This is a genomic window from Propioniciclava sp. (assembly GCF_047602245.1).
In the GTDB taxonomy this organism is placed as follows: Bacteria; Actinomycetota; Actinomycetes; order Propionibacteriales; family Propionibacteriaceae; genus Propioniciclava.
The window spans coordinates 1,234,536-1,247,189 of sequence record NZ_JASGHT010000001.1 but is presented as its reverse complement, the minus strand read 5'-3'; the positions used below and the strand labels follow the sequence as shown (position 1 = coordinate 1,247,189).

The following is a 12,654-nucleotide window of genomic DNA, read 5'->3' as shown; positions in this document are numbered from 1 at the left end:
CCGACGGCCGGCGCGGTGCCGCGATGGGCAGCCGCGCCGGCCGTCAAACGACCGGGTAGGTCAGGCCTTCTTCATGGAGCCGGACTCCAGGAAGCGGCGGTGGAAGCCGTGCGCTTCGGCGAGGTCGTGCGGCGTGTGCGCGCCGTTCGCCTTCGCGTTCGCCTGCTCGAGGTATTCCTCGAGCAGCGGACGGTAGTCCGGATGCGCACAGTTGGCGATGATCTTCTTCGCCCGCTGCTTCGGCGACAGGCCGCGCAGATCGGCCAGGCCCTGCTCGGTGATGATCACCTGCACGTCGTGCTCGGTGTGGTCGTGGTGGCTGACCATCGGCACGATCGCCGAGATGTCACCGTTCTTGGCCAACGACGGCGACACGAAGCAGGAGATGTAGGCGTTGCGGGTGAAGTCGCCCGAGCCGCCGATGCCGTTCTGCATCCGCGAGCCCATGATGTGGGTCGAGTTCACGTTGCCGTAGATGTCCGCCTCGATCATGCCGTTGCAGGACACCACGCCGAGCCGGCGGATGACCTCCGGGTTGTTCGAGATCTCCTGCGGGCGCAGCACGATGTGCCGTCCGTAGTGCTTGGCGTTGTCGTTCATCCGGGTGGCCGCCTCGGGCGACAGCGAGAACGCGGTGGCGGACGCGACCAGCAGCTTGCCGGAGTCGATCATGTCGACCATGCCGTCCTGGATCACCTCGGTGTAGGAGGTGAGCCGTTCGAACGGGCCGTTGTTGAGGCCGACGAGCACCGCGTTGGCGATGTTGCCCACACCGGACTGCATCGGCAGCAGATCCTTGGGCATCCGGCCCTGCTTGACCTCGTTGGCCAGGAAGTCCAGCAACTCCTCGGCGATCGTCTTGGAGTCTTGGTCCAGCGGCTTGAACGGGGTGTTGCGGTCTTCGGCGTCGGTTTCGATGACGGCGACGACGCGATCCCAGTCGATGTCGTAGTAGCGCGAGCCGATCCGCTCACCGGGCGAGTTGATCGGGATGGCCTTGTTGGAGCCCGGCAGGCCCATGGAGTAGATGTCGTGCATGCCCTCCAGATCGAGGGACTGCCACGCGTTCACCTCGAGGATGATCCGCTGGGCCTTCTCCAGGTACACGTTGTTGTTGCCGACCGAGGACGACGGGATCGCCGTGCCCTCCTCGGTGATCGCGGTCACCTCGATGACGGCGACGTCCAGTTCGCCCCAGAAGCCGGCGCGCACCTGCGGCCCTGAATGGGACAGGTGAACGTCGTTGTACTCCGAGACGCCGGCGTTGATCTTGTTCCGCATGATCGGATCCGACTGGTACGGCATGCGCATCGAGATGCCGTCGACGGCGGCGAGGGCGCCATCGTGCTCCGGTGCGGTCGAGGCGCCGGTGTAGGAGGCGATCTTGAACTCCTCGCCCCGGTCGTGCGCCTCCTTGATGCGGGCGGCCAGGGCATCGGGAAGAGCCTTGGGGTAGCCGGCACCGGTGAAGCCGGAGAACCCGACACGATCACCGTTGTTGATGAACTTGGCGGCCTCCTCGGCCGACATCACCTTGGAGCGGTACTTGTCGCTAGCAATGCGTGACATCCATTTCCTCCCTGAAATGCTCGGTGGGCACACAGTAGCCAAAGACCGCCCGCGTGTGCGCATCCGTGAGTCCGGACGCCGCGGGCGGCCCTTGAACGTGGGTCAGGCGAGCGTGATGCGCTGCTTGAGGCAGTGCACCTGCCCGGGCAACAGCGTGATCGCGTCGCCGAGGACGTTGCCAGCCTCGATGCAGACGAACTTCGACCACTCGTCGTCACCGATGTCGGCCACCTCGGCGGCCTTCTCGGCCCACGGGTTCCACACGATGGTGTTCGCCGAACCCGACTTGCTGATCACCAGCTTGCGGCCCAGGCCCGGATCGTCGACGACGACATCGGCGGTGCTGGAGTAGACGCGGTCGGTCTCGCCGGTGAGGGTGAGCGGGCCGTCCTGGGTCTCGGTCTGCCCGGTGAGCTTGTCGAGGTAGCTGGAGCCCTCCAGCCCGGTGATGGTCACGTTCTGGACATCGCTGACGGCCACGTAGGTGTGCAGCGCGCCGTCGAAGGTGATCGGCTCGTCGCCGACATTGGTCACCTCGAGCTCCACCCGGACGTACTCGGGGGTGAACTTGGCCCGCACGTAGGCGCGATACGGGTGCGGCCAGTTGTCCTGCTGGCCGGTCATCGCCTCATCGAGGCTGTATTCGACGATCAGACGGCCGTCACGATCGAGGGTGTCCTTGGTGTCGGACAGATGCCAGGTGTGCAGGCGCGCGAAGCCGTGCGACGGCTGCAGGTCGCCGCTGCTGCCCGGGCCGAACCACGGGAAGCAGACCGGGACGCCGCCGCGGACGGGCTGACCATCGGCGAACCACGATTTCTCGCTCAGCCACAGCACCGGGGCCGCGCCGTCAGGTTGCCAGGACCATACTTGCGCGCCGTGTTCGAACACGCCGTAATGCCCGGAACCCGGCTTGGCCTCGACGCCTCGAAGCGGGTTCGTGGTGATCTCATACGCCATTGGAAAGACCTCCTCGTTGTCCTTGAACCTTGACCCTAGCCCTCCGCAGAGGGCCGTGCACCCCCGTAGGGAAAACCTTTCGGGGGCCGGTCTTCGCGGTCGCGGATCAGCCGAGCGCGGCGGTCGGGCGCAGCACCAGTCCGGTGCGCAACTTCGGGGTGAAGAAGGTCGACTTGGGCGGCATCAGCAGGCCTTCGCGGGCGGTGCGCTCGATCTCCTCGATCGAGGTCGGGCGGATCAGCACCGCGGCGGCGACGGCACCCGAGCGCACCAGCGCGGACACCTCGTCGAGGCCGTGCTGGTAGTTCACCTCGGCGCTGCTGGCGGCCAGCGTGTGCTCCAGCCAGGCCCCGTCGAGGGCCCGGACGCCGTCGAAGGCGCCCGCGCGCGGCGTCAGCCAGTGCGCGCCGCCGGGGGTGAGCAGGATGAGGCGTCCGGTGGCGGTCATCTCGGCCAGCGTCGCCGGCGTGGGATCGGCGGCCGGCGTCAACTCGAAGGTCGAGGCCAGCTCACTGGCCAGCTGCTCGGCGGTGGTGTTGGTGTAGATCCGATGGATCGCCTCGATGGACAGCTGCTCCTCGACGAGCTCGTTGACGAAGGTGAGGGTCAGCTCGGCGTCGGTCTGGTTGCTGCCGGACGCCGCGCGCACCTGGTCGCGGTAGGTGCGCGAGATGGCGTAGCGGTGGTGGCCGTCGGCGATCAGGACGTCGTCGGAGCCGACGATGGCACGGATCTCGGCGATCCGCTCCGGATCGGTGATCCGCTCGACGGCGTGCGTCACACCGTCGACGACGAGCGATCCGACCGGCTCACCGGGGGCGCGCAGGGCGTCGGTCAGACCGCGGGCCAGCGACAGGCCCCACACCGGCGAGAGGTTCACCGCGGTCGCGCGGGTCAGGTCGAGACGGTCGGTCTTCGCCTTCGGCGTGGTGCGCTCGTGCGGCAGCACGCCGCCCGCGCCCTCGTCGACCACCTCGAGCCCGCCGAGCACGCCGACGATCTCGCGGGCAGCCCCCGTGGCGTCGGTGAACGACATCCGGTACACGGTGAAGCTGGGCTGGTCGTCGGTCACCAGTGCCCCCTCGGCCAGCCAGGCGTTCAAGGTGGCGGACGCCTGCTCGTAGCGGTCCTCGCCGCCGCGCGGGACGTCCACGTGCACGATATTGCGCGGGTCGCGTGCGGCCAGTGCGTCCACGTCAGCGTCGCTCAGCACGTCATAGGGAGGCGCGATTACGGCGTCCAGGTCGGTCCCCGGGGCGTAGCGATGGGCGCGGAAGGGCTCGAAGGAAGGCATGAGGGCAAGCCTAAGGCACCCGTGCGCGAGGACGGCAGCGCCCGCCGCGCGGCTGAACGAGAGCCCACCCCGATCGGGGATGGGGGACGGTTCAGGGTCACGAGTCGTCTGTGAACGGTTGTCGCTTCGGGGAGCACGCACCAGACTGGAACGCATCCGAGCAGGAGGAGTGAGATGTCCGAGCAGAACAACGAGACGCCCCGTCCCGACGAGGACGCCGTCGTGGCCCCGGAGGCGGACGAGCACCTGACCGCCGGTGAGAAGTTCACCCCCGAGAAGCTGGGCGAGGCGGCGCTCAAATTCGCTGCCGAGACCGTGTACGCGGCCGCCGGTGTCGCCGACATGATCGCGGCCAAGGCCCGCGAGCTGTACGAGATCCAGCGTGCGCAGATCGCGGAGAAGACGCCCGAGGGGGTCGACCCGAACTTCCGCAAGATGGTGGATTCGATGCCCGACCAGTTCAAGGGTTTCCTCGACGAGGCGACCAAGGCCTACCACGAGATGGCCGAGCGCGGCCGGCATGCCGTCGCCGATCTGCAGAACCAGGTGGCCGCGGCGCGTGACGCCAAGCCGGAGAAGCCGGAGCCCGTCGGTGTGTTCGACCTGAACGACGACGCGGGTGCGGACGCCGAGGCGGCGGACGCGGTCGCGCCCGAGGAGCCGGTCGTGGACGAGCCGGTGGAAGATGCCGCCGAGGCCGCCCCGGAGACGGCACCCGAGGCGTCCGGAGCGCCCGAGGACGGCGAGCAGCGCTGAGGTTCCCGCGCGAGTTCAGCCGCAGGTGACTCCGGTGGCGTGCACCGGGCAGTAACCGTGCGGGTTCTTGACCAGGTACTGCTGGTGTTCGGCCTCGGCCGGATAGAACGGCATCGGCCCGGTGATCAGTTCGGTGGTCACCGGGCCGAACCCTGCCTCGGCGAAGGCCGCGGTGGAGCGGGCGAGCACGGACGCCGCGGCGTCCGCCTGGCCGGGTGAGGCGAAGATCGCCGACCGGTACTGCGTGCCGATGTCGTTGCCCTGGCGCATGCCCTGGGTGGGGTCGTGGTTCTCGAAGAACACCGCGAGCAGCTGCTCCAGGCTCACCTGGGCGGGATCGAAGCAGACCCGGACGGCCTCGGCATGGCCGGTGCGGCCCGAGCAGACCTCGGCGTAGGTCGGGTTCGGCGTGAAGCCGCCCTGGTAGCCGACCGCGGTGTTGGTGACGCCGGGCGTCGTCCAATAAAGCTTCTCGGCGCCCCAGAAGCAGCCGAGCGCGAGATGCACCACCTCGGATCCCGCGGGGGTGGCCAGGATGTCGCAGCCGAAGATCTCGTGACGGACGCCGGCGGGCAGGATCGGCTGATCGCGCCCGGGGAGCGCGACGCGCGGGTCGACCATGCGCGGGGTGTAGCGGGCCCAGGGATTGTTCATCGCTCCAGGGTAGACGGCGTCGGTTCCGGGGCGTCCGCACCGTTAGGCTGACCCCCATGACTGCCGCCTTCGCTCCGGGCTTCTACACGACCTCAGCCGACGCCGCGTCCGTGTCGGGCGACTGGCGGCTGGCCGGCTGGACGCCGAAGGTGCTGCGGCTGCCCGACGAACTCGGCGCCCACGCCCGCCGTGAGGTGCTGCTGGAGTTGGGGCGCGCGCTCGGCGCGGCCGATCCCGTCCTGAACACGGGCGCCCTCGATGCCGCACTCGGACGCCTCGAGCCGCAGACCGTCGTGGTGTGGGCGCGCGGCGCCGCCTTCGCCGACGAGCATGCCGCGGTGTGGTCGTCGCTGGCCGACGTCTTCGTCGCGCGCGCCCGGCGCGCGCCTGCGTTCGCCGTCGTCCTGGCGGGCGCCGACAAGAAATCCAAGGAGAGGGACCGGTGAGCCGGATGAAGAAGACCATCGGACGCCGCGGCGCGATCGCCCTGTTCGCCGCCGCGGGCGTCGTCCTGTCCGGCTGTGCCGGGGCCCCGACCGTGGGCGGGACGTCCCCGAGTGCCGCCGCGCCCGCCGAGAAGGTGCTGGAGATCGGGATCGCGCAGATCGTCGACCATCCCTCGCTGAACTCGCTGCGCGAGGGCTTCAAGGAGGGCATGGCCCAGGCGGGCTACGCCGACGGCATCCAGGTGCGCTACGAGAGCCGCAATGCGGCCGGCGACATGAGCACCCTCACCTCGATTGCCGCGTCGTTCGAGGCCAAGGACCTGGTGGTGGCCATCGCCACCCCGACCGCCCAGACGATGGCGCAGAGCATCACCGACAAGCCGATCTTCTTCGCCGGCGTGACCGATCCGGTCGGCGCCAAGCTCGTCGAATCGCTGGAGGCGCCCGGCGGCAACGTCACCGGCACGTCCGACTACCCGCCGGTGGCCGACCAGTTGGCGCTGATCCGCGACATCGCCCCCGACGCGAAGACGATCGGGCTGCTCTACAGCTCGGCCGAGACCAACAGCCACATCCATGCCGAGCTGGTCAACCAGGTGGCGCCCACGCTCGGCTTCGAGGTGAAGGAGGCGACGGTGGCGAACTCGTCCGAGGTCGCCCAGGCCGCCGAGTCGCTTCGTGACGTGGATGTCTTCTTCGTCGGCACCGACAACACCATCGTGTCGGCGATCGAGTCGGTGGTGCAGGTCGCCGAGACCGCCAAGATCCCGCTGATCGTGTCCGACCCGGACTCGGTCCCGCGCGGTGCCGCCGCGGCCTACGCCGTGGACTACCGCGCCCAAGGCGTCCAGACCGGCCGGATGGCCGCGGACATGCTGAAGTCGGGCCGCACCCCGGCGAGCGTCCCGGTTGAGCGGGTCAAGGATATGAAGCTGTCGGTGAACCCGGCCGCCGCGCAGCGGATGGGGATCACGATTCCTGAGATGGTCCTCAAGCGGGCCGACCATACGATCGACTGAGCTGGCCCGGGCGGTTCGTCCGCGGGCGGTTCAGGCCGCCGGGCGGGCGAGGCCGTCCACGCGTTCGGCGTTCGGCAGGCTGAGCAGGGACGCCGCGGTGAGGAACAGCTTCGAGCCGCGGATTCCCGAGCCGATGCACAGCCAGGTGGTGTCGGCGACCGCGCCGTCGACCCACACCGGCCAGTCCGCGGGCGCGCCCACCGGATTGATCCCGCCGTACTCCATGCCGGTCGCCTCGACGGCGTAGTCCATCGGCGCAAACGACGCCTTGCGCGCGTCCAACCGGCGCCGGACCAGGCCGTTCACGTCAACGCGATGGGTGGCCAGGGTCATGCAGACGGCGTGCTTCTCGACGCCCGCGCGGGTGCCGCGCACCACGACGGCGTTCGCGCTGGCGTCCATCGGGACGCCGTAGGTCGCGCACAGCGTCTCGGTGTCGGCGTGCTCGGGATCGATGGCCGCCACCAGCGCGTCCAGGCCGATCGCCTCGATGGCTGCCGCGACCGGTGCGGCCAGCAGGTCGGGCCGGGTGAGTGCGGGGACGGCGTCCAGATGTCCGAACACGGGATTGCTCATGGCCCCAGTGTGGCGCCCGGGCGGGGTGAGGCCTGGTCCTGTCGAAATGTCGGACGCGGCTGTCACGATGCTGACGTCCGTGACACGCGGGCCATGACCGAAAGGAAGTCACCCCATGTCCCAGATCCTCAATCCCTACCTCACCTTCCCGGGCACCTGCGCCGACGCGATGAGGTTCTACGCGGACGCCCTGGGCGGCACGCTCACCCTGACCACGTTCCGCGAGTCCGGCATGGACATGGACGGCGTGATGCACGCCTCGGTGGACACCGAGTCCGGCTTCCATCTCTTCGCCAGCGACGACATGCCCGGCATGGGCCCGGAGTACGTCCACGGCAACAACATCCAGATCAGCCTGTCCGGCGACGAGCCCGAGCCGCTGCGCGCGATCTGGGCGGCGCTCGGCGAGGGCGGCCAGACCGTCGTCCCGCTGGAGGTCGCCCCCTGGGGCGACGAGTACGGCCAGCTCATCGACCGTTTCGGCATCGCCTGGCATCTCAACATCACCCCTGCCGCGAGCTGATCCCCGTCGGTTCGGCGCCCTCGGGTTGTGCCGGTTTTCGTTTGCTCGCGGGGATGTGAGGAGTATCGGGTCGGTACCCACGCTCGATACTTCTCACTTCGGTTTCAAGGGGTGCTCTTTACCCTTGTCGCAGGCGCCTCCGATCACCAGCGGACGCCGTCATCCGCAGTGGTGATCCACATGGGTGCGCTTCCTCTTGCCGCAAGCAAGTCCGATCGCCAGTAGGGGGTGGCGTCCCGCCCGGGGTCCGCACCGACGCCCGGGTTATGCACGGACGCCCGTCACACCGCCCGGCTCCGGCTCAGTCGCCCGGGCAGGAAACAGGGCGACAGCGCGGAAACCGGGCGACAAAGCCGCGGCCAGGCGACAGCGTCACCCCGCATCCGGATGCCACCGCTTCTTCGGCCCCCATCACGCCCAGTGCAGGCTCTTGGTCCGAACGCAAACCAAAATCCCGCACTGGGCCTCCGGGCATCAAGGGACGCCTCCATCTCACCCGGGGTGAGCGCGACGACGACGGAGCGTAGGCTCCGTCGTCGCGCCCTGCTTATTCGCTCCACGCGCATGCTGCAACCTATGCGCGACGACAACTTCTCGCGTTTGAGCGCGGAGCGTACGCTCCGTCGCCACCACAGCAGGCACGATCGCAGGCTTCGGCCCGTGTTGGCCTGGGGTTTGATGGCCCCGTCGGGGCCATTGGGTTGGTGATAGCCGCGGACTTGGTCGTGACCAGGGTCGGGGGTCACCACCGGCTGGGGCGTCGTGAGGACGGTGCCCGTGGGCCAGCCACGCGGGTGCCTTGGAGGACGCGTCCTTTGCCGCCTGGCTCCCGTGCATTCGCCCGGGTTCCTCCCCGGGCGAATGGGACTACGCCGGGCGTGTGTGCGTAACCCGGGCGAACGTGCCGGGGCCGGGCGGCGCGGCGTAGGCGATCGTGAACTCGGGCGAGGTGATCGGGACGCGATGTGGGCGAGGTGATCGGGACGCGGACGCGGACGCGGACCGGGGCGCACCCCGGGGAATACCCTCGGTGTTCCCGTAGTTGAGTCGGGTGAACTCAACTTGTCGATTGAGTCTGCTAGGCTCAACGCGAACCACCCGATCAATGGAGGTAACCCACCATGGCCCGTGCAGTCGGTATCGACCTCGGCACCACCAACTCTGTCGTCGCCGTTCTTGAGGGCGGCGAGCCCACCGTCATCCCCAATGCCGAGGGCGCCCGCACGACGCCGTCGGTCGTGGCCTTCGCCAAGGGTGGCGAGGTCCTGGTCGGCGAGGTCGCCAAGCGCCAGGCGGTCACCAACATCGACCGCACCATCCGTTCGGTCAAGCGCCACATGGGCACGAACTGGACCGTCGACATCGACGGCAAGAAGTACACCCCGCAAGAGATCAGCGCCCGTGTGCTGCAGAAGCTGAAGCGCGACGCCGAGGCCTACCTGGGCGAGCCGGTCACCAATGCGGTCATCACCGTCCCGGCCTACTTCTCCGACGCCGAGCGCCAGGCCACCAAGGAGGCCGGCGAGATCGCGGGCCTGACCGTTGACCGCATCATCAACGAGCCGACCGCGGCCGCGCTGGCCTACGGCCTCGACAAGGGTGACATCGAGCAGACCGTGCTCGTGTTCGACCTGGGTGGTGGCACCTTCGACGTGTCGCTGCTCGACATCGCCGACGGCGTGTTCGAGGTGAAGGCCACCAAGGGCGACAACCGCCTGGGCGGCGACGACTGGGATCAGCGCGTCGTCGACTGGCTGGTCACCCAGTTCAAGAACAACAACGGCATCGACCTGAGCAAGGACAAGATGGCCCGCCAGCGCCTCCAGGAGGCCGCCGAGCGCGCCAAGATCGAGCTGTCCAGCGCGCAGGAGACCCAGATCAACCTGCCCTACATCACCGCCGGCGCCGAGGGCCCGCTGCACCTGGACGAGAAGCTGACCCGTGCGGAGTTCCAGCGCCTTACCCAGGATCTGCTCGACCGCTGCCGCGCCCCGTTCAACAACGTGATCAAGGACGCCAAGACCACCGTCGGCAAGATCGACCACGTCATCCTGGTCGGCGGCTCGACCCGCATGCCGGCCGTCGTCGACCTGGTCAAGGAGCTGACCGGCGGCAAGGAGCCGCATAAGGGCGTCAACCCCGATGAGGTCGTGGCCCTGGGCGCGAGCCTGCAGGCCGGCGTCCTGAAGGGCGAGGTCAAGGACGTGCTGCTGCTCGACGTCACCCCGCTGAGCCTCGGCATCGAGACCAAGGGTGGCGTGATGACCAAGATCATCGAGCGCAACACCACCATCCCGACCAAGCGGTCGGAGGTGTTCACCACCGCCGAGGACAACCAGCCGTCGGTGATGATCCAGGTCTACCAGGGCGAGCGTGACTTCGCCCGCGACAACAAGTCGCTGGGCAACTTCGAGCTGACCGGCCTGATGCCCGCCCCCCGTGGCGTCCCGCAGGTCGAGGTCTCCTTCGACATCGACGCCAACGGCATCGTGCACGTCAACGCGAAGGACCTGGCCACCGGCAAGGAGCAGTCCATGACGGTGACCGGCGGCTCGGCGCTCGGCAAGGACGACATCGACCGGATGATGAAGGACGCCGAGGCGCACGCCGAGGAGGACCGCAAGCGCCGCGAGTCCGTCGAGATGCGCAACGAGGCGGACGCCCTCGCGTTCCGCACCGAGAAGCTGCTCAAGGACAATGAGGAGTCGATCGGTGACGACGTGAAGGCCCCGGTCCAGGAGTCCCTCGACAAGCTGAAGGAGGCCCTGAAGGGCACCGACAACGACGACGACGTGAAGGCCGCGATGAACGACCTGAACGAGAAGGCGTCCGCGATGGGCCAGGCGATGTACGCCGCCGCCCAGGCCTCGCAGGCCAGCGCCGGCGACGACCAGGCCTACACCAGCGAGGGCTCCGGCGATGCCGGTGCGGCCGGTGATGACGACGTGGTGGACGCCGAGATCGTCGACGAGGACAACGACAAGAAGTGACGCGCGGCCGGCTGGGTAGGCTCCGATGCCAGGACGCCTACCCAGCCGGCGCCGCACTCGAACGAGGAGCAGCAGCACTGTGACCGAGAACCCCACGGGTGAGAACTTCGACGCCCCCGACCAGTCCGCCGGCGATGCCGAGGAAACCACCTTCGAGGTGCCCGACGACCTGTCGTCGCTGACCGAAGAGGGCGCCCCCGTCGAACCGGCCGCCGGCCAGGCCGCGCCGCCGGCGTCCGCCGATGGTGATCTGCGCGCCCAGCTGGACGAGCGCACCGCCGACCTGCAGCGCCTGCACGCCGAGTACGTCAACTACAAGCGTCGTGTTGACCGTGACCGCGACGTGGCTCGTCAGCGCGGTGTCGAGCAGGTCGTCAACGACCTGCTGCCGGTGCTGGACGCCATCGAGATGGCCAAGCAGCACGAGGGGCTCGACGGCGGCTTCAAGCTGGTCGTCGACGCTTTGGAGAAGGTGACCGGCAAGTACGGCCTGGTCGCCTACGGCGAGGTCGGCGAGGTGTTCGACCCGACGGTCCACGAGGCGCTGATGGCGATGCCGATGGAGGGCGACCACACCGAGCAGGTCGTCGCGGCGGTGATGCAGAAGGGCATCAAGCTGGGCGAGCGCATCGTCCGCCCGGCCCGCGTCGGCGTCGCCGACCCGAACTGAGCCGTCCCACGAACCAGGAGAGGAGGCGCCGATGAGCACCAAGGACTGGCTTGAGAAGGACTACTACAAGGTCCTGGGCGTCTCCAAGGACGCCAAACCCGAAGAGATCAAGAAGGCGTTCCGCAAGCTGGCGCGCGAGAACCATCCCGACCAGAACCCGGGCAACGAGGCGGCCGAGCGCCGCTTCAAGGAGGTCTCCGAGGCCAATTCGGTGCTCTCGGACCCGAAGAAGCGCAAGGAGTACGACGAGCAGCGTTCGCTGTTCGGTGCGGGCTTCCGCTTCCCGGGTGGCGGCGGGCGTCCGGGCGGGTTCGGTGGGGCGTCCGGGCCGTCGATGGAGGACGTGTTCCGCAATGCGACCGCGGGCGACCAGAACATCTCCGACCTGTTCAGCAACCTGTTCGGCAACACCACCAGCCGGCGCACCACCCGGCAGCCGCGCCGCGGCACCGACATCGAGGGCGAGGTCAGCATCGACTTCACCCAGGCGGTCGAGGGCACCACGGTCTCCATGCAGACCGTGTCGGACGCCGCCTGCGCGTCCTGCCGTGGCACCGGCGCAAAGGCGGGCACCGTCCCGAAGGTGTGCACGTCCTGCCAGGGCTCGGGCATGAAGGAGGCCCGCTCGTCGTCGGGCTTCTCGATCGCCGAACCGTGCCCCGACTGCCGTGGCCGCGGCCTGGTCGTCGACGATCCCTGCCCCGACTGCCTCGGCTCGGGCCGCGCCCGTTCCACCAACACCATGCAGGTGCGGATCCCGGCCGGCGTCACCGACGGCCAGCGGATCCGGATCAAGGGCAAGGGCGGTGCCGGTGAGAGCGGCGGCGCGCCCGGCGACCTGTACGTGCTGGTCAACGTGCGCCCGCACCGGCTGTTCGGGCGCAAGGGCGACAACCTGACCCTGACGGTGCCGGTCACCTTCACCGAGGCCGCGCTCGGCGCCGAGATCGAGGTGCCCACCCTGAACGGGCCGCGGGTGCGGTTGCGCGTGCCGCCGGGCACCCCGAACGGGCGCACCTTCCGCGTCCGGGGCAAGGGGGTGCGCAAGTCCAACGGCGAGCACGGCGACCTGCTGGTCACCGTCGAGGTGCAGGTGCCGGCCACGCTGTCCAGCGACGCCACCCAGGCGCTGCGCGCCTACGCGGACGCCGTGGGCGCCACCGATCCGCGGGCCGCGCTGTTCCGCGGGTGAGCGAC

12 protein-coding genes are annotated in these 12,654 nt (G+C 69.1%); 7 read left to right on the top strand and 5 right to left on the bottom strand.

Annotated features, from left to right (window positions below; all coding sequences use genetic code 11):
• Window positions 1-60 precede the first annotated feature (60 nt).
• The 3 genes from QM708_RS06110 to QM708_RS06100 all read right to left on the bottom strand — a co-directional run bounded on the left by QM708_RS06110 (window position 61) and on the right by QM708_RS06100 (window position 3,823).
• Window positions 61-1,569, bottom strand: coding sequence for an acetyl-CoA hydrolase/transferase family protein (locus QM708_RS06110; protein ID WP_415105472.1), 1,509 nt, complete (start codon window positions 1,567-1,569; stop codon window positions 61-63).
• 102 nt (window positions 1,570-1,671) lie between these two features.
• Window positions 1,672-2,529 (bottom strand): D-hexose-6-phosphate mutarotase, encoded by an 858-nt coding sequence (locus tag QM708_RS06105; protein WP_415105469.1) that lies wholly within the window; start codon window positions 2,527-2,529, stop codon window positions 1,672-1,674.
• A 106-nt stretch (window positions 2,530-2,635) separates the two neighbouring features.
• Window positions 2,636-3,823, bottom strand: coding sequence for a DUF1015 family protein (locus QM708_RS06100; protein WP_415105466.1), 1,188 nt, complete (start codon window positions 3,821-3,823; stop codon window positions 2,636-2,638).
• Window positions 3,824-3,997: 174 nt separating this feature from the next.
• Between QM708_RS06100 and QM708_RS06095 the strand changes: the two genes are divergently transcribed.
• Window positions 3,998-4,579, top strand: coding sequence for a hypothetical protein (locus tag QM708_RS06095; protein WP_415105463.1), 582 nt, complete (start codon window positions 3,998-4,000; stop codon window positions 4,577-4,579).
• 15 nt (window positions 4,580-4,594) lie between these two features.
• Here the strand turns inward: QM708_RS06095 and msrA are convergent, their stop codons facing one another.
• On the bottom strand, window positions 4,595-5,233 hold the full coding sequence (gene msrA / locus QM708_RS06090; protein WP_415105460.1) for a peptide-methionine (S)-S-oxide reductase MsrA: 639 nt from the start codon (window positions 5,231-5,233) through the stop codon (window positions 4,595-4,597).
• Window positions 5,234-5,289: 56 nt separating this feature from the next.
• Between msrA and QM708_RS06085 the strand changes: the two genes are divergently transcribed.
• Window positions 5,290-5,679, top strand: coding sequence for a hypothetical protein (locus QM708_RS06085; protein WP_415105457.1), 390 nt, complete (start codon window positions 5,290-5,292; stop codon window positions 5,677-5,679).
• 5 nt (window positions 5,680-5,684) lie between these two features.
• On the top strand, window positions 5,685-6,698 hold the full coding sequence (locus tag QM708_RS06080; protein WP_415111307.1) for an ABC transporter substrate-binding protein: 1,014 nt from the start codon (window positions 5,685-5,687) through the stop codon (window positions 6,696-6,698).
• 30 nt (window positions 6,699-6,728) lie between these two features.
• On the opposite strand, the gene QM708_RS06075 is transcribed toward QM708_RS06080, so the two are convergent.
• On the bottom strand, window positions 6,729-7,274 hold the full coding sequence (locus QM708_RS06075; protein ID WP_415105454.1) for a YbaK/EbsC family protein: 546 nt from the start codon (window positions 7,272-7,274) through the stop codon (window positions 6,729-6,731).
• 115 nt (window positions 7,275-7,389) lie between these two features.
• On the opposite strand from QM708_RS06075, the gene QM708_RS06070 reads away from it, so the two are divergent.
• The 4 genes from QM708_RS06070 (at window position 7,390) to dnaJ (ending at window position 12,649) form a co-directional block, all read left to right on the top strand.
• Window positions 7,390-7,797 carry a VOC family protein gene (locus QM708_RS06070; RefSeq protein WP_415105451.1) on the top strand — a complete coding sequence of 136 codons (408 nt, stop codon included), beginning with the start codon at window positions 7,390-7,392 and terminating at the stop codon, window positions 7,795-7,797.
• A 1,121-nt stretch (window positions 7,798-8,918) separates the two neighbouring features.
• Window positions 8,919-10,787, top strand: coding sequence for a molecular chaperone DnaK (gene dnaK / locus QM708_RS06065; protein ID WP_415105449.1), 1,869 nt, complete (start codon window positions 8,919-8,921; stop codon window positions 10,785-10,787).
• Window positions 10,788-10,866: 79 nt separating this feature from the next.
• A complete protein-coding gene (locus QM708_RS06060) occupies window positions 10,867-11,457 on the top strand; it encodes a nucleotide exchange factor GrpE (protein WP_415105446.1) in 591 nt (196 codons plus the stop codon).
• A 31-nt stretch (window positions 11,458-11,488) separates the two neighbouring features.
• Window positions 11,489-12,649 (top strand): molecular chaperone DnaJ, encoded by a 1,161-nt coding sequence (gene dnaJ / locus QM708_RS06055; RefSeq protein ID WP_415105443.1) that lies wholly within the window; start codon window positions 11,489-11,491, stop codon window positions 12,647-12,649.
• Window positions 12,650-12,654 lie beyond the last annotated feature (5 nt).